This window comes from Corynebacterium sp. UBA4397, assembly GCF_002390965.1.
GTDB lineage: Bacteria > Actinomycetota > Actinomycetes > Mycobacteriales > Mycobacteriaceae > Corynebacterium > Corynebacterium flavescens.
On the sequence record NZ_DGRD01000018.1, the window covers coordinates 1 to 16,253 of the forward strand.

Annotated in this window: 17 protein-coding genes; 6 read left to right on the forward strand and 11 right to left on the reverse strand. The window is 59.3% G+C overall.

All coding sequences use genetic code 11. The features are described 5' to 3' along the window. The 3 genes from B2696_RS04005 to rsmI all read right to left on the reverse strand — a co-directional run. The coding region (locus B2696_RS04005) for a class I tRNA ligase family protein (RefSeq protein ID WP_286954128.1) at nucleotides 1-162 on the reverse strand (162 nt) is incomplete at its 3' end. 60 nt (nucleotides 163-222) lie between these two features. Next, entirely contained in the window at nucleotides 223-2,052 is a 1,830-nt protein-coding gene (locus B2696_RS04010; RefSeq protein ID WP_376778867.1) for a BCCT family transporter, read from the reverse strand. 173 nt (nucleotides 2,053-2,225) lie between these two features. Next, complete coding sequence (gene rsmI / locus B2696_RS04015) at nucleotides 2,226-3,086, reverse strand: 16S rRNA (cytidine(1402)-2'-O)-methyltransferase (RefSeq protein ID WP_075729467.1); 861 nt, start codon at nucleotides 3,084-3,086, stop codon at nucleotides 2,226-2,228. A 73-nt stretch (nucleotides 3,087-3,159) separates the two neighbouring features. Between rsmI and B2696_RS04020 the strand changes: the two genes are divergently transcribed. After that, nucleotides 3,160-4,740 carry a dolichyl-phosphate-mannose--protein mannosyltransferase gene (locus B2696_RS04020; RefSeq protein WP_286954081.1) on the forward strand — a complete coding sequence of 527 codons (1,581 nt, stop codon included), beginning with the start codon at nucleotides 3,160-3,162 and terminating at the stop codon, nucleotides 4,738-4,740. Nucleotides 4,741-4,840: 100 nt separating this feature from the next. Here B2696_RS04020 and B2696_RS04025 read toward each other — a convergent pair whose 3' ends face one another. Both B2696_RS04025 and B2696_RS04030 read right to left on the reverse strand, forming a co-directional pair. Continuing rightward, nucleotides 4,841-5,554, reverse strand: a complete 714-nt coding sequence (locus B2696_RS04025; protein WP_286954083.1) for a zf-HC2 domain-containing protein — start codon at nucleotides 5,552-5,554, stop codon at nucleotides 4,841-4,843. Beyond that, a complete protein-coding gene (locus B2696_RS04030; RefSeq protein ID WP_075729464.1) occupies nucleotides 5,541-5,954 on the reverse strand; it encodes a DoxX family protein in 414 nt (137 codons plus the stop codon). Before B2696_RS04030 ends, B2696_RS04025 begins: the two co-directional genes overlap by 14 nt. Nucleotides 5,955-6,005: 51 nt before the next feature. Between B2696_RS04030 and B2696_RS04035 the strand changes: the two genes are divergently transcribed. Both B2696_RS04035 and B2696_RS04040 read left to right on the forward strand, forming a co-directional pair. Further along, nucleotides 6,006-6,521 carry a methylated-DNA--[protein]-cysteine S-methyltransferase gene (locus tag B2696_RS04035; RefSeq protein WP_286954086.1) on the forward strand — a complete coding sequence of 172 codons (516 nt, stop codon included), beginning with the start codon at nucleotides 6,006-6,008 and terminating at the stop codon, nucleotides 6,519-6,521. A 111-nt stretch (nucleotides 6,522-6,632) separates the two neighbouring features. Beyond that, nucleotides 6,633-7,277 (forward strand): DNA-3-methyladenine glycosylase I, encoded by a 645-nt coding sequence (locus B2696_RS04040; protein ID WP_276623630.1) that lies wholly within the window; start codon nucleotides 6,633-6,635, stop codon nucleotides 7,275-7,277. Here the strand turns inward: B2696_RS04040 and glpR are convergent. From glpR to B2696_RS04060, 4 genes are all read right to left on the reverse strand, one after another. Further along, nucleotides 7,274-8,512: a gephyrin-like molybdotransferase receptor GlpR gene (glpR, locus tag B2696_RS04045; RefSeq protein WP_286954089.1), complete on the reverse strand. Its 1,239-nt coding sequence runs from the start codon at nucleotides 8,510-8,512 to the stop codon at nucleotides 7,274-7,276. The genes B2696_RS04040 and glpR overlap by 4 nt on opposite strands. A 159-nt stretch (nucleotides 8,513-8,671) precedes the next feature. After that, the gene (locus B2696_RS04050; protein ID WP_286954091.1) at nucleotides 8,672-9,382 is read right to left on the reverse strand and encodes a GNAT family N-acetyltransferase; all 711 of its coding nucleotides are present in this window, start codon (nucleotides 9,380-9,382) and stop codon (nucleotides 8,672-8,674) included. Further along, on the reverse strand, nucleotides 9,382-10,686 hold the full coding sequence (gene glp / locus B2696_RS04055; RefSeq protein ID WP_286954094.1) for a gephyrin-like molybdotransferase Glp: 1,305 nt from the start codon (nucleotides 10,684-10,686) through the stop codon (nucleotides 9,382-9,384). The genes B2696_RS04050 and glp overlap by 1 nt, the downstream gene beginning before the upstream one ends. Nucleotides 10,687-10,706: 20 nt before the next feature. After that, on the reverse strand, nucleotides 10,707-11,636 hold the full coding sequence (locus B2696_RS04060) for a UTP--glucose-1-phosphate uridylyltransferase (RefSeq protein ID WP_276623627.1): 930 nt from the start codon (nucleotides 11,634-11,636) through the stop codon (nucleotides 10,707-10,709). A gap of 86 nt (nucleotides 11,637-11,722) precedes the next feature. On the opposite strand from B2696_RS04060, the gene B2696_RS04065 reads away from it, so the two are divergent. The 3 genes from B2696_RS04065 (at nucleotide 11,723) to mscL (ending at nucleotide 13,747) form a co-directional block, all read left to right on the forward strand. Next, on the forward strand, nucleotides 11,723-12,316 hold the full coding sequence (locus B2696_RS04065) for a 5-formyltetrahydrofolate cyclo-ligase (protein ID WP_075729457.1): 594 nt from the start codon (nucleotides 11,723-11,725) through the stop codon (nucleotides 12,314-12,316). Between the two features lie 92 nt (nucleotides 12,317-12,408). Next, a complete protein-coding gene (locus tag B2696_RS04070; RefSeq protein ID WP_276623626.1) occupies nucleotides 12,409-13,101 on the forward strand; it encodes an SAF domain-containing protein in 693 nt (230 codons plus the stop codon). 145 nt (nucleotides 13,102-13,246) lie between these two features. Then, complete coding sequence (gene mscL / locus B2696_RS04075; RefSeq protein WP_286954098.1) at nucleotides 13,247-13,747, forward strand: large conductance mechanosensitive channel protein MscL; 501 nt, start codon at nucleotides 13,247-13,249, stop codon at nucleotides 13,745-13,747. Between the two features lie 358 nt (nucleotides 13,748-14,105). Here mscL and B2696_RS04085 read toward each other — a convergent pair whose 3' ends face one another. Then, nucleotides 14,106-14,705: a MogA/MoaB family molybdenum cofactor biosynthesis protein gene (locus tag B2696_RS04085; RefSeq protein WP_075729453.1), complete on the reverse strand. Its 600-nt coding sequence runs from the start codon at nucleotides 14,703-14,705 to the stop codon at nucleotides 14,106-14,108. A 78-nt stretch (nucleotides 14,706-14,783) separates the two neighbouring features. Continuing rightward, entirely contained in the window at nucleotides 14,784-16,184 is a 1,401-nt protein-coding gene (locus B2696_RS04090) for a S1C family serine protease (protein ID WP_286954101.1), read from the reverse strand. Between the last annotated feature and the right edge of the window lie 69 nt (nucleotides 16,185-16,253).

Sequence of the window (16,253 nt, forward strand, 5' to 3'; positions counted from 1 at the left end):
GCCGTGTTCGTCAGTACCAGAGACCATGAGCACGTTGCGACCACGCATTCGCTGGTAGCGCGCGAACACATCCGAGGGAACGCCAAACCCCGCCACGTGTCCAATGTGGCGGGGGCCGTTGGCATAGGGCCATGCAACATTTACTACTACTGACTCACTCATGACCCCTAGCCTATCGAAGCCCCCCTTGAGGGCGCACGATCAGGTAAGAATTTTGGTCTGCTACTTGTGACGTTGCTGCCGGCGCTGCTTGAGCGCGTGCGCACGCTGGTACTCGCGGTGGATGCGGCGCTCCCGAGCCAACTTCCGCTGGAATGCCTGCGCCTCGCGATACTCGAGGTAGATCACGTCATTGCGGAGATCCTTGACTAGCGAGAACATCAACAAGATGAGGACCACGAGGAAGGGCGAGGCCGCCACGATGGTCACGTTTTGCAAGTTGCTCAGCGCATCCTCGTTGGTCAAAAGAAGCACAAGGCCCACGGCTGCGGTGAGCGCTCCCCACGTGGCAGAGAGCCAAGGCGCAGCGACTGCCCTTCCGTTTTGGGACATCGATCCCATGACCGTGGAAGCGGAGTCAGCCGAGGTGACAAAGAATGTCGCCAGCATAACCATAGCGACGATGCCGGCTATCATGCCCAGCGGCAGCGCGTGAAGAAGATTAAACAGCTCTTCTTCGGTGGATTCGCCAGCGATGGACTCACCCTTTTGCTCCAAGTGGATGGCTGTACCGCCAAAGATGGCAAACCAGAGGGTCGAGACTCCCGCAGGGACAAGAAGTACACCGATGCAGAACTCGCGGATCGAGCGCCCGCGCGAAATACGGGCCAAGAACATGCCGACGAAAGGAGACCAAGAGATCCACCATGCCCAATAGAACAAGGTGTAGCTAGACAGCCACTCGCCTGCCTCCCCGTTGTTCGACTCGGCGGTACGGGCGATCATCTCGGTGAAGGAACTGAGATAATTGCCAACGGAGCCTGGAACGAGGTTGAGGATAGAGATCGTGGGGCCCAGGATGAACACGAAGATGGCCAGCACTGCGGCCATAACCATGTTGGCATTAGAAAGGTACTGAATACCGCGTCCTACCCCGGATATAGCAGACAAGATGAAAGCCAGGGTAAGTACGAGAACGATTCCCACGACGACAAAGTCAGATGGGCTAGATATCAAGCCCGAGGCCTGCAGGCCGGCCTGAATCTGCAGCGCGCCCAAGCCCAAGGAACAGGCGGTACCGAAAACGGTGGCGAAGATCGAGAGGATGTCGATGAACTTACCCACCGGGCCATTGACGGCGCGCTCCCCAAAGAGAGGGGTAAAGGCCGAGGACAGCAACTGCTTGCGCCCGATTCTGAAGGTCGAGTAGGCAATGGCCAACCCCACCACCGCATAGATGGCCCACGGGTGCAGTGTCCAGTGGAACATGGCCGTGGCCATGGAGGTTCCGACCTCATGCGGCTCGTGGCCCGGTACCCCGTTGCGATAGAAGTCCAGCGGCTCTGAGGCGCCGTAGAACATGAGGCCAATGCCCATGCCGGCGGCGAACATCATGGCTATCCAGGACCCGGTGGCAAATTCGGGCTCCTCATCAATCGCTCCGAGCTTGATGGTGCCAAACTTAGACGCAGCCACCGCGATGACAAAAACCACGAATACCGTGCTGAAGAGCACGAATGCCCAGCCAAAATCGGTCACGACGAAGTCAAGTGCTTTTTGGGATACCTGGGAAAAGCTATCAGGAAAACTCAATCCCCAGACCACAACGGCGGCGACGAGCAACCCCGTGATGGAAACGATGGTCCAGTCGATGGAGGCATCCTCGGATTCAGCCGCGAGGTCGATCTTCTCGTCGGAGGAAAGTGCTTGGGGATCAAAGCCCGGCTCGAGCATTGAGGCCAATTGCTCTGTTGCCGATTGTCCTTCCAAGACATCGTCGACGGTTTCGTACTTCTGATCTTCAGGCTTGTTCTCTAGCACTTCGGGATCGTGTGGATCACTCAGATCCTTTCCTTGTGGCGCCGATGCGCCGGAGAGTTCGGATTTAGACATACCCTCCACACTGGTGCTCATTCGCACATATATCAAGCTGGAAACCTTCAAAAGGTCCACAGCTTCAAGAAATCACGGTGCTACCTTTAAGCACTTTTCGCGCTAAAAGCTCTATAAACCGCATGCCAGCACACACGGCGAGAAAAGCGCCGTGTGCAACTATAACGATTCAGCTAAGCCTCGCGCCTTGCAGCAAGCACCGCATCATAAAGCTCACGATTGGAGGCACCAGTGCCTGCGGCTGCTTCCTTGCAGGCAACTTTGAGGCGCATTCCCGCGGCGCTGAGCCTCTCGGCCTTGTCAACGAGTTCCTCCAAGGAGAAAGACGCGGCATCGCCACCCTCGATGACTACGGTAACTTCCCCGCGCACGCCTTCCTTCGCCCATTGGGCGAGCTCTGCAAGGCTGCCCCGTTTTACTTCCTCGTGCGTCTTGGTCAGCTCACGGCACACGGCGGCTTGACGTTGGCCGCCGAGGATCTTAGCGGCTTCATCAAGCGTCTCAGCGATGCGATGGGGCGATTCGAAGAACACAATCGCGCGCTCCTGCGTGCGCAGGCTCTCTAGCCAGGCCGCGCGGGCACCGGCCTTGCGGGGAGCAAAAGCATCGAAAAGGAAATGTCCGACGCCCAGCCCGGATAGCGCCAACGCGGTAGTAACGGCTGAAGGCCCAGGCAGGCAGGTGACTGCGACGCCCGCCTCCCTCGCCGCCTTGACGAGACTGAGCCCGGGATCAGAGACAATAGGCATACCCGCGTCGGTGACCACGAGCACCGTGCCGGTCCGCGCAGACTCGATGAGGCTTGCTGCTCGAGCGGCCTCGTTGTGGTCAAAATTGGAGACCACCTTGCCGCGAATCTCCACCCCCAGAGCCTGCGCCAGGTTGCGCGCCCGCCGGGTGTCTTCAGCGGCAACGACGTCCGCCTGCCCCAGCGCCTGAATGAGCCTTGCGGACGCGTCTCCCACGTTGCCCAAAGGAGTGGCCGCCAACACCACGCCGCGCGGCAGGGGATCGAGCTGAAAATTGAAACTCATGCCCCAAAGCATTCCACATCCCGGGCCGCTACCGATAGCCCGCCGCATAAGGCTGTGGCCTAAACTCGTGGGCGTGACTACTGCTACCGCCCCTACCCCAGCCACACATGGCGTGCGCGGACGCGTAGAGCCACCGGCCCCGGTGGCATATTCTTGGCGTCGCGCGGATTGGATAAGCACCGCAGCAATCGCGGTGCTCGCATTACTGACCCGCTTCCTTGGTCTTAATACCCCGGTATCCGGCGGCACCCCTATTTTCGACGAGAAGCACTATGTCCCCCAGGCCTGGGACATGGTTCGAAGCTGGGACAACCTGTTTATCGGCGGCATAGAATCCAATCCCGGGTACGGGCTGGTGGTCCACCCCCCGCTGGCGAAACAGATCATGGCGCTCTCGGAAATGGTCTTCGGTTATACCCCGCTGGGCTGGCGTTTTATGGCGGCAGCTTTCGGCACCGCGACCATCATCACGATGATGGCCCTGGCCCGCCAAATCAGCAACTCCTGGCAGGTCGCCTTCCTTGCCGGCCTCATCGGGGTTTGTGACGGCGTGCTTCTCGTATCCTCCAAGTTTGGGATGCTCGATATCTTTCAAGTCTTCTTCGTCGTCGCCGCGGCGTGGGCGCTCGCACGTGATAACAATGCGCTGCGGATGCGCCTTCACAACGCCTGGCGCAATGGAAACCTCGGGGCCTCGAACTTCGGCCCGCGGTTTGGCTTTCGGTGGTGGCGCTTTAGCGCGGGAGTCTTTCTCGGCCTCAGCCTTGGGGTGAAGTGGTCCGGGCTGTACTACATCTTTTTCTTCGGGCTACTCAGCGTCTTCTCGGATCTCGCGCTGCGCAGGCGCTATGGCGTCCGCCGCTACGCTGCTGGCACTCTCGTTCGCGATACCCCGGCCGCATTGGCCTCCTTAGTACTCGTTCCCCTACTTCTATACGTGTGGACGTGGCGTGCCTGGTTTGCCTCGGAAACCTCCGTCTACCGCCACGCCAAGGTCGATGGCACCATCAGCGCGCTCTCCCCCCTAAAACTGCTGCCAGAGCCGATCGCTGGGTGGCTGTATTACCACGGCTCGGTCCTCGAGTTTCACGCCTCTCTCACTTCCTCAGGCGGCCACCATCACCCGTGGGATTCTAAGCCCTGGGCCTGGCTCGTCGCGGCGCGTCCCATCCTCTACTACTCCTCGACGGACATCGAGTGTGGTGAGGGTCACTGCCGCCGGATGCTCTATCTCTTCGGCACTCCCGCCATCTGGTGGTGCGTCGTCCCGGCCGTCTTGTGGGGACTGTGGGCACTCATCGTGCGCCGCAATCGTTCTTTCCTTATTCCCTTGGTTGGCTTCGCCGCCGGATTCTTGCCCTGGCTGGCCGCCTTCGATCGGCAAATGTACTTCTTCTATGCCGCCGCCTTCATCCCCTTTGTCATCGTCCTCATCGCTCTGGCGTTGGGGCAAATGATTAATCGCGGCAGGCTTCTTCGTTGGAGGTGGTTGAGCGCCTTAGCCGGCGGCCAGATGAGAAGCGGAACCTTCATGACCATTTGTTACCTCGCCACCGTGGTTGCCATGTTCTTCTATTTCTCGCCGCTGTTTTATGGCTTCATCATTCCCGAGGGTTGGTATCAATCAATGATGTGGTTGCCCAGCTGGAGCTAGCGCTTGGCGAAGTCCCCTCTCCCCCAGCCCTCCACGTCCATCCCCGGCCGTCTCTACTGTCTCTGCCTGTGCACCTCACTGCGAAGCTACAAGCGCGGCTTTAGTACAGCTCGTTGCGCGGGCCAGAACCTAAACTGCGCAGCGCCGACTGCAAAGCATAGCCGCGATCCGCGGACCAGCCCCAGCCCAGGCACGCTGCAGCGATGCCTGTTGCAAGGAGGAAGTAGACCTGGGTGACCTCGATGGTTCCCCACACGATGTCACGCATGGCAAACCCGAAGAGGAAGAGAAACATCGTGCAGGCCACGGGGAACAGGCCTGCGGCGAAGCGCGGACGCCACGCTGCGAAAATAAGCCCAGAGGCGAGCCCGAAGCGTGTTGCCGCGCCCTCCATCAACAGGGCTGCGCGCACGGGATCGGCTCCCGGATCAAGGACGCTGCCATCAGCGTTGGTGGGTTCTAGCCCAGAGGCGGTGATGATGAGGACGACCGCCCACACCGCAAATATCGCGCCCGTCACGGCAATAGCGGCCCGCGAGAGGGTGCGACCGGCTTGGCGGGCTCCCGCTGTCTTGCGCCACTGCGGTTCCACGCCGGCCAAGATGATATCCGAAAGATCCTGTGGCGGCGCCATGCCCGCCCCAGCTGGCTCGCCAAAAGCCAGCGAACGCGACAAAGCCGCAGCCTCATCGCGGAAGGCGCGGCACTGGGCGCAGCTTTCTAGGTGTGCGTCGACCACATCATCCTCGAGCCCATGTGGTTCCCCGTCAAGGCGTGCAGAAATAGCCGCCTGCACTTCCTCATGAGTTAGCACGGCTCAACACCCCATCCAGGCTGGCCCTACCGGCCCCAAAGACCACGACCATCAACAGCGAGACCACAAGCACAGCTGGATATTCAATCCCAGAATCCGTGGCAAAAAGCCCATTGCCGAGATGCACGAAGTACAGCGCGCACGCCGCCAGCAGAGCCAGTGCGCCTGCAACCAGCGTAGTGAGCAAACCGATGACGAGGAAAGCTCCGCCAATCATCTCCCCGATGGCCGCAAGATAAGCGGAAATCTGCGGCTGCGGAACCCCCCAAGCGGAGAACTGACCGATGGTCTCATCCATGCCGGTCATGAACATCTTATCGACGCCGTGCGCGACGAAAATAATGCCCAGAACCGCGCGGAAGACCAGCAGCGCAGCATCACGAACGGCGGGTTTATCCATGGGATAATAGACTACCCTGGTTGGCAGTATTTCTCCGAAAGGACCGAGCACATGTCTCTTCTCCACGGCAGGACCCTAGCCTTCTGCGACACTCCCCTGGGGACCCTGCGCATCGTTGGAACGGACAATGCGGTATCCCGGATTCTCTTTCCCCACGAAGCTCTCCCGGACTTCCCAGACTTGCCGGACTCGCCAGTCACTCCTCCCGCACTGCAAAGCTCTACGGCCGTCGACGCCTGCGTGCAACAGCTCCGCGAGTACTTCGCCGGACAGCGCACGAGCTTCGATCTTGCCCTTGCCCCAGAGGAAAGCTCCGGTTTCCAGGCCCGCGTCCGCGAAGAACTAACCCGCGTGGGCTTTGGCCAGCGCCTGACCTACTCGCAGCTGGCAGGGCTTGCCGGAAATCCGCGCGCCACCCGTGCCGCGGGCTCCGCCTGCGCGAGAAACCCCCTTCCCATCGTCGTCCCGTGCCACCGCATCATCCGCAGCGATGGCACGCTGGGAAACTACCGTGGCGGAAGCGCAGCCAAGACATTTCTTCTCGGCTTAGAGGCGCAACGCTCCTAGGGTAACCGCACCTAAAAGAGCAGCACTGGAACCACTTTTCCCGTGCTCCAGTCCAATATCTCAAGCTCATTTACGCCGAACCCAACCAATGCACCAAGAAAGCCGAGAAGAATGTCTGATTCCGATACACCCGCGACCAAGAAAGAAAACGCTCCCAGCACGCGCACGGGACTCGTCTTCGATGACGAAGGAAAGGGACGCCCGCCTTGGGCAGTTACTTCTGCTGCACTCAAGGAGTATTACGACACCGAATGGGGAATGCCCATTCACACGGAGTCGGGACTGCTCGAGAGGCTTGTCTTAGAAGGTTTCCAGGCCGGACTCTCGTGGTCCACCGTTTTGCACAAGCGCCCTGCATTCCGCGCGGCCATGGCTTTCTTTGACGCCGATAAGCTCTCCCACTATGGCGAATCCGAAGTGGCAGAGCTTTTGGCTAACCCAGCCATTATTCGCAACGAACGCAAGATCCGAGCCGCGATTCGCAACGCACAGGCCACCGTCAGTCTGCGGGAGAAGGGTGGATTAAACCAGCTCATCTGGTCTTATCTACCGGAGCACAATATCCACCCCAAGTACATAGAAGATATCCCTACCCGCTCCCCAGAGTCCGAGGCCCTAGCCAAGGCCCTCAAACATGAGGGTTTTACCTTCGTCGGCCCCACCACGTGCTACGCGCTCATGGAGGCAATCGGCATGGTCGATGCCCATCTCGTAGGTTCCCATCGCCGTGGCAGCTCAGGAGTCTGGGAAGGCTAGCCCACGCGACGGACAGCGAGGTCGTCGCGGCGCGGCGCACGCCTGCGCGCAGTGTCGTGTCCACCAAACTCATCGTCGCTATAGCGCACTGGCAGGTAATCAAAGTCGGGTGAATCGTCATCGCTTTCGAGCACCACTGCGCCAGGACGCCGCAGGTTGCGGGGAATGGCCAAAGCCTCATCCTCCGCGTTGCGCACGCCCCAACGTGCGCGGCGCAGGTGGCGCACGCGGCGCCGCAAGAGATCCTGTTCGTGACGCACTTGGTTGCGCAACGCAACGAGGTAGATGCCTGCTACAACGGCGACCACGGCTGCCGGCCACCATGCCGGACCGCCGACGATGATGCCTAGCGCCACTGCTGCTACGGCTGCAACGGCCAATCCTATTAAGGTGCGCTGACGGCGCTGAAACCTATCTGCCGAGGCCTTCTCCGCAGCCACAGGATCCCATCCTCCGCGTCCGAGCCGGCGTTGTGCAAATTCCAATTCCTCAGCAGACAGTCCGGTGTCCTCAGCAGCTAGGTCTTCGCCCTCGACGTCCGCGTCCTCCCCCGCCTCGTCCTCGTGGCCCTCATTATCACGGGAGGATTCCACAGCAGATGCTTCTGGGCTATCTACTGCACCCGGGTACATCAGATCTGCCGGAGAGGTAAAGGTCTCGTCCATGTCATAAGCATCCTCGGCCAGCTTCGGCGCCACTTTGCCGGGCGCATCAGGCTCGTCGGAGTCAGCGGAAGCTGCGCTTGACGAAGTCGCGCTGGGAGCGTCAGAAATCAACTCCGCCTCGGCCACATCCTCAGCATCCGAAGCCTCGTCCACGCCCGATCCTGAGCCCGAATCTGCGCCTTCCTCCGACTGCTCCAACGGCAATTCATCATCAATCAGGAGAATGTCATCTTCTTCGATGACCTCACCCTCTACCGTTTCGGGCACAGCGGTAGTCCCAGCAGAGTCAGCACGAGGCGAGTCCTCACCGCGACCGAGCTCAACGTCTGCAGGGGACACTAGTTCGTAGTCATCTTCGGTTTCGGAGGTGCCTCGACGGCGCAAATCTTTCAAGGAGAGACGCGGTCGGCGGCGGCGTGGCGCCTTGCCTGAATCGCCCTCAAAAAGGACACGGGTCTCCTCGAAAGCCTCACCAGTACGGCCCATGGGGCGCTGCGAATTGAGGATCCACGGTGCGAGCACGAAAAGCCACACCACGATAATGAGAATGATGGGTACTGCAGTGGACACGAGCGCGACGCACCTTCCCGTAGACGGATACTGGGTTTAGTAATTTTTAGTAATGCTCGTCCCACAGTATCCGGGGTGATTCGATACCTAGAGAAGGCAAACCGGCCAGCCGCCAAAAGTGTTACGGGAGTGAAAACTGTGACTGGTGGGGATCCCTGTTTAGCGGATACAGCCTTGCTCTCGCAGGCGCTCCACGGCAGTGCTGCGATAGTCGTCGCGGACTATCGCCATGAGCTGATGATCTCTCCACGCGCCGTTGATATGCAGCGCACGCCTAAGATAACCCTCGTGCCTGAAACCATTAGCTACTAGCACTTTGCGGGATCCTGGATTCTCCGGCATGAAGGTGGCAGTAACGCGATGCAGCCCCATCCGCGAGAAAGCGTGATCAACGCCCAGCCCACACGCTGCGGTGGCAACTCCTGCCTTATGTACCTGCGAATATACCCAATAACCTATCCAGCACTCGGCGATGCCTCCGTGTTGAATATTGCCCAGTGTCAGCTGGCCCACAAATCTTCCGTCCAGCTCAATGACGCAGGGAACCACTATTCCCTCTCGAGCCGCCGAACGAAGTTGTGTTAGATGGCTCCACCACGCCTGCTGATTATGGGAATCACGCCACGTCGTGGGCATGGTTGGCTCTACAGGTCGCAGAAACTCCTCATCGGCGATTCGCTGTTGGCGCCAATCGGCCCCGTCTTTGCGCAACAGTGGCCGCAGGCGTACCTCGCCACCCTCTGCAAGTGCCTCCGAAGGCGGGAGGAGCACCGAGGGAGTAGATTCCGGCCAGCCGGGGTGAATCGGATGCGGCCACCCCTGAGCTGGCTCGGCAAAACGGCCAGCTGCGGTTCCAAAAGGATCGAACATCAGCTACGTTGACTCAGGAAAATCACGTCAACGACGTCACCAGGCCGAACCTCCGAGACATCTTCAGGCACCCGAATCATCGCATTGGCCTCCGCCAATCCGGCCAAAAGGTGTGCTGGGGCTCCGGAGGAACCCCCCAAGCCCTCCACAAGATAATCAGCGGTTTCGGCATCCCTCATCAACCGGGCGCGAATGAAACCGCGGCGACCGGGGCGGGAATCAATATGGTTGAGAGCCCGCGCGCGTACGACGCGACGATTGGCGTTGCGCTTACCCAGTGCCAAGCGGATCGCTGGTCGCACGAAAATCTCAAAGATGACCAGAGCCGATACTGGATTAGAAGGCAGCAGGAAAGCCGGAATCCGGTCCTCCCCCAAAAGCCCGAAGCCCTGCACTGAGCCAGGATGCATAGCCACCCGTGAAGTATCGATCTCCCCTAGCTCGGCAAGCACCTCACGCACCGCCTGAGAACCTGCGCCGCCCACCGCGCCACTGACTACGAGAATCTCGCTCCTAGCGATATAAGTTTCCAAGGTCTCGCGGATTCGACGCGGCTCGCCTTCGGCGATGCCGACGCGATGCACATCTGCTCCGGCTTCTTTGGCCGCCGCAGCTAAAGCATAGGAGTTGACATCAAATACCTGCCCCAATCCGGGCTCGCGATCGATATCGACCAACTCGCGCCCAAAGGACACGATGGTCACGCGCGGACGCGGATAGACAAGCACCTTGCTGCGTCCCACAGCGGCAAGCAGCCCAATCTGCGCCGGCCCTAAGACGCTGCCTGCAGAAACTGCGACATCACCGGGCTGGATGTCATCACCCACCCTGCGTACAAAGTCGCCGGAGTGAACGGGGCGATGCGAGGTGACGCGTTTGCGTCCTCGGTCTGTCCATTCCAATGGCAAAACGGCATCGGCAAGCGTGGGAAGCGGCGCACCGGTATAGACGCGCACAGCCTGCTTGGGCTGGAGGCGCAGTGGCTGACGGGAGCCGGCAGGGACTTCGCCCACGACGGGAAGCGAACGCTCGACCTCAGGCTGCTGTGCATCTTGCGATGCGGATTCTTCTTCCGCGGCGCTTATTTCACTGTGACGAACCCGCAGACCTCTTTCACCACCGATATCGACCGCACGCACCGCATAGCCGTCGATTGCAGCCTGCGGAAAGCCTGGCAGCGGCTCATGTGCCTGCACGTCTTCTGCGCACATGAGGCCCAAAGCGTTGGCGATGGCGATTCGCACCGGTTCGGGGGTGACCGCTGCATCACTCACTAGGGCTAGCTGATCATCTACTGAACGCATTCAACGCCGCCTTTCACCAGCTACTGCTGGATGCCTTGCTCTGCCTCGTATTCGGACAAGATCTTCTTGATCGACTGATAAAGCGCAGGACCGTACTTGGGGTCCCGAAGTCCAAAATCAACGTTAGCCGGGATATAACCGCCCGGGTTACCCAGATCATGGCGCTTGCCCTCATGCACCACAACGTGCACCGGCTCGCCCTCCTGAATGAGCAACTCGATAGCATCCGTCAACTGCAGCTCCCCGCCTTTGCCTGGCTTAATGCGGCGCAGCGCATCGAAGATCTTGCGGTCTAGGAGATACCGGCCTGTAGCCACCAGATTCGAGGGCGCATCCTCCGGATCCGGCTTTTCCACCATGCCGACAACTTTCTTAACATCAGGGTTCTCGGTGTCCTCAACGTCAAATACACCGTAGTTGTAGGTCTGTTCCCGCGGAACCTCGAAGGCGCACAAAACCGATCCACCGCACTCGGCGCGGACATTGGCCATTTTTTCCATCGCGGTAGCAGGCAGGACAATATCATCCGGCAACATGACGGCGAAGAAATCCTCATCCTCATCAAGAACCCCCTCCGCTAGACCTACAGCCTGGCCAAGTCCTAAAGGCTTCTTTTGCTCTATGGAAACAGGATGGATGAGCTGCGATGCCCGCACAACTTTCGCTACTTGCTCATCTTTACCTCGCGCCGACAAGGTCTCCACCAGCTCGGGGAACTCGTCGAAGTGCCTCATCACCTCTTGTTTTTTGGGAGCTGTGATAACCGCCAAGCGCGTGGCTCCTACCGAAGCTGCCTCCTCCGCAATCAGCTCGATACCAGGCGTATCAACCACCGGAAGAAGCTCTTTGGGTACGGTTTTAGTGGCGGGGAGAAAGCGGGTGCCCATACCTGCGGCGGGGACGACGACCGTTTTGATTCCTAGGGAGGAACCCTCTCGTTCTTTAGACATGTTGTCCAGTTTACAGGCCCGCCCCTCAGTCTCCCGCGTAGCACTCCGCCTCAGTGTACTTTTTAGGCACTGTATTGTTTAGAGACATGGAAGCAGAAGTCTCCGCGAAGTCTGCACTTCGCACCGAGCTTGTCGAAGCTCGACGCGCATTGCCTGAGGATCAGCGTGCAAGCCTCAACGCGGCACTGGTTTCCCAAGTAGAGCACTTGCTCAAACCTGGAATGACAGTGGCCGCTTATAACCCTCTCCCCAGCGAGCCGGGCGGCCCGGGCTTTATCACCGTCCTTTCCTCTCTCTGCGATACCGTCTACCTGCCCATCTCTTTGGCTGATGGCGCGCTAGCCTGGTCGATATACCGCGGGCCTGAAGAAACCACCCTGGGCCGCCTCGGAATTTCCGAGCCAGCGGGGCACAGGGAGGATAGCTCGATCCTCGCCTCCTGCGACTATATCTTCGCCCCCGCCCTCGCAGTGCATCCTGCAGGCTTTCGCCTAGGCAAAGGCGCTGGATATTATGACCGCGCTTTGGCTCAACTTCCAGCGGGCACCGCCACCGTAGTCGGCGTGGTCTACTCCCACGAGATACGCAGCGACGTTCCCGCCCAGAAACATGACGTACCAGTGGAGTACATTCTCACAGAAAACGCCTTGCTCCCCGCAGTACCTGGTTCTCAGGTCTAGTACCTTCTGCTCTAGTAACTACTACGCTTCCTCAAATACCTACTGTACTTCGGCGTGGGAACCGTGCCTAGTTCCTTTCAGTCCAATTCCCCATGAACAACCGCCATCTGCGCTCTTTCTTGCGTACCCTCACCACCCCGGGACACCACAGGCTGCTCCTCGTGCGACGTCTAGTCGCCGCACTCCTCGTCGTTGCCGCGGGAGTTAGCTACGCGGGAACTCTTAAGGAGCAACCCTCAGCCCTCGTATTCGCCGCTGATGTTCCCGCTGGAAAGCGCATCGGCCCCGGAGATCTAAAAACTGCGCGCCTGCCTGCGCAGGCCATTCCTGAATCCGCGCTACACGGTGCGCCAGCAGACTTTGAGGGACGAGTTGTCGTTGCAGCCGCAGGCCGCGGGGAGATACTTAGCGCCGCACGCATACTTGATGAGCACCTCGCAGCGAGTCTGGTGAGCGAGTCCACAGAAAGTGAAATCACCCCCAATGCCCACATGGTGCCTCTTAAGCTTGCTGAGCCAGACCTTATTCCCCACCTCCACCATGGAGACGAGGTCAACGTGGTCAGCGCCGTCGACAAGCCCGAACTCGATGAGCCACGGGCAGCAGTCATCGCTGCAGGTGGGCGCGTCATAACAGCCGGCGGTGGCAAGGAAGGCGAAAAGCCTACCTCGGTCTTGCTTGCCCTTCCACAACGCGGGGCTGAGGCTGTCGCGGCTGCGTCATTGAGCCAGCCGCTGACCGTGGTCATCGTCGGTTCCCGTGCACAGGCTCCGCAATTCTCTTAGTCGCGATAGACCACCCGCCGCGCTTTTATTGAATGAGCAGCGGAATTTCGACTAGGGTCGAAAAGGTATCGCCCCGCCGCAATGGCCAGATCTTCGCGTCTGGATATTGCCGTGTCGGGGAAAATTTTGCGAAAGGACACACCCCATGCTTAAGGGATTTAAGGATTTCATTCTCCGCGGTAACGTCATCGAACTCGCGGTCGCGGTCATCATCGGCAGCGCGTTTACCGCCATTGTCACGGCTGTGACCAATTCTCTCATTCAGCCGCTGATCAATTCTTTCGGTTCCGCAGAGGTGCAGGGGCTCGGTTTCCGCATCATCAAGGACAACCCTTCGACGTTGATTGATTTCGGCGCAGTAATCACCGCAGCCATCAACTTCCTCATCGTGGCAGCCGTGGTCTACTTCCTCATCGTCATGCCGATCAACAAGATCAATGACGCCGCTAAGCGCCGCCAAGGCATCGACCCCACCGTTTCTGCTCCGACCACCGAAGAGCTTCTTGCCCAGATCCGTGACCTCATCGAAGCTCAGTCCAAGGTCTCCGCACCACAGGTTAATGAGTCTGCTGTTCCCACCGCTACCGCTGACGTCAAGGACACCGGTTCTTCCCAGCCCACCGATGGCGGTCGCCACCAAGCTTAATGCCGATAACCTGGGGTTAAAATAACCACTAGGCCGCAGGACGCACTCAGGTCCCTGTCTCTTCCCTTTTCTGTATTGGGGAGAAGCAGGGACCTTTTCGCTTCTGCTATTTAAGACCCATGATGTGGAGGCATCTGCTCTCTGTAGAACTCCTCTCCACGGAGCTCACCTGCATCCAGAGCCTGCTCATCATCGACCGGAGCGCTGCGTTGTGCGTCTGAACTGACAGCACCCGCTGGTCTCTCGCGGGGGCTGTCAGCGCTTCGGTCATAGTCAGGTGCATCCGAACGACGGAAAACGCGCCGCCTACGGTGCTGTAGATTTCCCAATTGCCTGCTTCCCGTCCCCTGGTGCCCGATTACTCGAAGCTCGACATCTGCAACTGGTCCACCAGGTGGTGAACCAGCGGAGAAAGAGTGGCCATTCCATCTCGGACGGCTGCGCGAGAGGAAGCGAGATTGACCACCACGGTGGATCCCGAAACCCCGGAGATGCCACGCGAGGTACACGCGTCCACAGCACCGCAAGCTTGACCAGAAGATCGCAACGCTTGGGCAATGCCAGGAACCATTTGGTCTAATACAGAACGAGTGGCCTCCGGGACCTTGTCACGAGGACCGACCCCCGTGCCACCGATGCTCAATACCAAGTCAACCCCGCCGACGACTGCAGTCTCTATGGCCTGGCGGATTTTAGACTTTTTGGAGCGAACGATAACCGCGCCGTCAACCTGGAAGCCGGCCTCTACGAGAAGCTCGCTGGCTAAGAGTGAAGTATCTTGAGCAGCCTCATCAGGATGATCAGTAACGATGACAACGAGTGCTCGCCGCGGGGCTTGTAAAGCCTGTTCCTTTTCGCTGGCGATAAGGAAAGCATCATCGGGCTCTGCGATGTCTCTAAATACTTCAGGGGATTCGTGCTGTGCGAGGACAGCGGCGGATTCGAACTGTTCGGGCATGGTGCTCCTTTGGAGGGCAGACAAAACGTTAGTGGCGTTAAAAGCGTTTCAGGTGAAGTACCGTGTTGTATCAGTAACTTACTCGTTGGATAGCGTTACCTCTACCTTTCGCGGATCTGGGTTCCCCTCACTCGTGACTTCAAGGGTCACCGTTGCCCCAAAGTCCTGGGATCGTGCGGCCGCAATGAGCGCATCCGAGTTCTCGATAAGGCGGTCATTGACTCTAGTGACCACGTCCCCGGCTTTTAGCCCGGCCTTGTCGGCTGGGCCGCCCGGCTCTACTTCCACGATTTGGGCGCCGTTCCCGCTACTGCGGGCATCGACCTTTACTCCTAGCGTGGGGTGCTTGACCGAACCGTTGTTGATGAGCTGATCGGCCATGCGCTTGGCAAAGTTAGAGGGAATGGCAAATCCCAAACCGATGGATCCGGCCTCAGACCCAGCCGAGTTCGACAACGAGGCGATCATCGAGTTCATGCCGACGAGATTTCCGTTCATATCAACCAAAGGTCCACCGGAGTTACCGGGGTTGACTGCCGCGTCGGTCTGAATTGCGTCGATAAGCGAGGACTCGCCTGCCTCTTGAGATGCACGCACCGGCCGGTTCTTGGCCGAGACGATGCCGGAAGTCACTGTGGCATTAAGTCCAAGCGGAGAACCAACGGCCACCACTTGCTGTCCGACGGCGACGGCATCCGAGTTTCCAAACTCCAAGAAAGGTAGGTTGGAGACTCCGTCAATCTTGATGATAGCCACGTCAGTATTGGCGTCCGAGGCGACGAAAGTAGCCGAATGCTTGGAACCGTCATTCATGGACACCTGTAAACGACCGCCCCTATCGGTTCCGGAGACGACGTGGTGATTGGTCAAGACATAACCGTCCGGGGAAATAATCGAGCCGGAGCCCTCCGAAGCTGCGGTTTGTGTAACCGCCTCGATCGATACGACGGAAGGCAAAGCCTTGGCTGCAACTGCCTCGACAGAGCCCTCGGCTGGGGCTTCGCCGGTGCTGTTGTTCACCGGTTGGTTGTTGAGGACCTCGTTGACGGTTGCCCTGTCATCGTTGGAGTTGCCGCCTACCGCGATGCCGGTTATGGTTCCTGCGGCGACCGCTGCCACTAAGGACAGCGCCAAGGCTGCGGGGAGACTAACTTGCCGCTTGTTCTTAGTTGACGCCGCCACCGCGGTTGGGGCTGCTCCCTCAGGACCTGGCTCCGAACCGAAAGGCACCTGCCACTGCGGTTGCCCGTTAGGGGCCGATTGGCCTTGCTGCGCCGAATTATAGGCGCCCGCATTGTTGTAGGGCTGCCCAAACTGACTAGACGGAAAGCCTGCTGTATGCGCCGAGCCCTGAGTGCCAGATCCGTATGCGCCGGAGGCGCCATTTGCCGCGCCATCATCACGCGGACGGTTCCATCCCTGAGATTGGGAAAGCGAGTCATCGTGCGAGGGGTCCTGGGGACGATTCGGCTCATTCATGTTTGGGTTCCTCATATTCATGTGGATTAGTGTGCCCGAGTTCGCTTATCCGCGTCTGGAGCTAGTCTG

What these genes read in the sequence shown, in the direction of transcription:
- B2696_RS04010 (WP_376778867.1), bottom strand. Translation starts at nt 2,052, where the DNA reads ATGTCTAAATCCGAACTCTCCGGCGCATCGGCGCCACAAGGAAAGGAT.
- rsmI (WP_075729467.1), bottom strand. Translation starts at nt 3,086, where the DNA reads ATGAGTTTCAATTTTCAGCTCGATCCCCTGCCGCGCGGCGTGGTGTTG.
- B2696_RS04030 (WP_075729464.1), bottom strand. Translation starts at nt 5,954, where the DNA reads ATGGATAAACCCGCCGTTCGTGATGCTGCGCTGCTGGTCTTCCGCGCG.
- B2696_RS04035 (WP_286954086.1), top strand. Translation starts at nt 6,006, where the DNA reads ATGTCTCTTCTCCACGGCAGGACCCTAGCCTTCTGCGACACTCCCCTG.
- B2696_RS04040 (WP_276623630.1), top strand. Translation starts at nt 6,633, where the DNA reads ATGTCTGATTCCGATACACCCGCGACCAAGAAAGAAAACGCTCCCAGC.
- B2696_RS04050 (WP_286954091.1), bottom strand. Translation starts at nt 9,382, where the DNA reads ATGTTCGATCCTTTTGGAACCGCAGCTGGCCGTTTTGCCGAGCCAGCT.
- glp (WP_286954094.1), bottom strand. Translation starts at nt 10,686, where the DNA reads ATGCGTTCAGTAGATGATCAGCTAGCCCTAGTGAGTGATGCAGCGGTC.
- B2696_RS04060 (WP_276623627.1), bottom strand. Translation starts at nt 11,636, where the DNA reads ATGTCTAAAGAACGAGAGGGTTCCTCCCTAGGAATCAAAACGGTCGTC.
- B2696_RS04065 (WP_075729457.1), top strand. Translation starts at nt 11,723, where the DNA reads ATGGAAGCAGAAGTCTCCGCGAAGTCTGCACTTCGCACCGAGCTTGTC.
- B2696_RS04070 (WP_276623626.1), top strand. Translation starts at nt 12,409, where the DNA reads ATGAACAACCGCCATCTGCGCTCTTTCTTGCGTACCCTCACCACCCCG.
- mscL (WP_286954098.1), top strand. Translation starts at nt 13,247, where the DNA reads ATGCTTAAGGGATTTAAGGATTTCATTCTCCGCGGTAACGTCATCGAA.
- B2696_RS04085 (WP_075729453.1), bottom strand. Translation starts at nt 14,705, where the DNA reads ATGCCCGAACAGTTCGAATCCGCCGCTGTCCTCGCACAGCACGAATCC.
- B2696_RS04090 (WP_286954101.1), bottom strand. Translation starts at nt 16,184, where the DNA reads ATGAATGAGCCGAATCGTCCCCAGGACCCCTCGCACGATGACTCGCTT.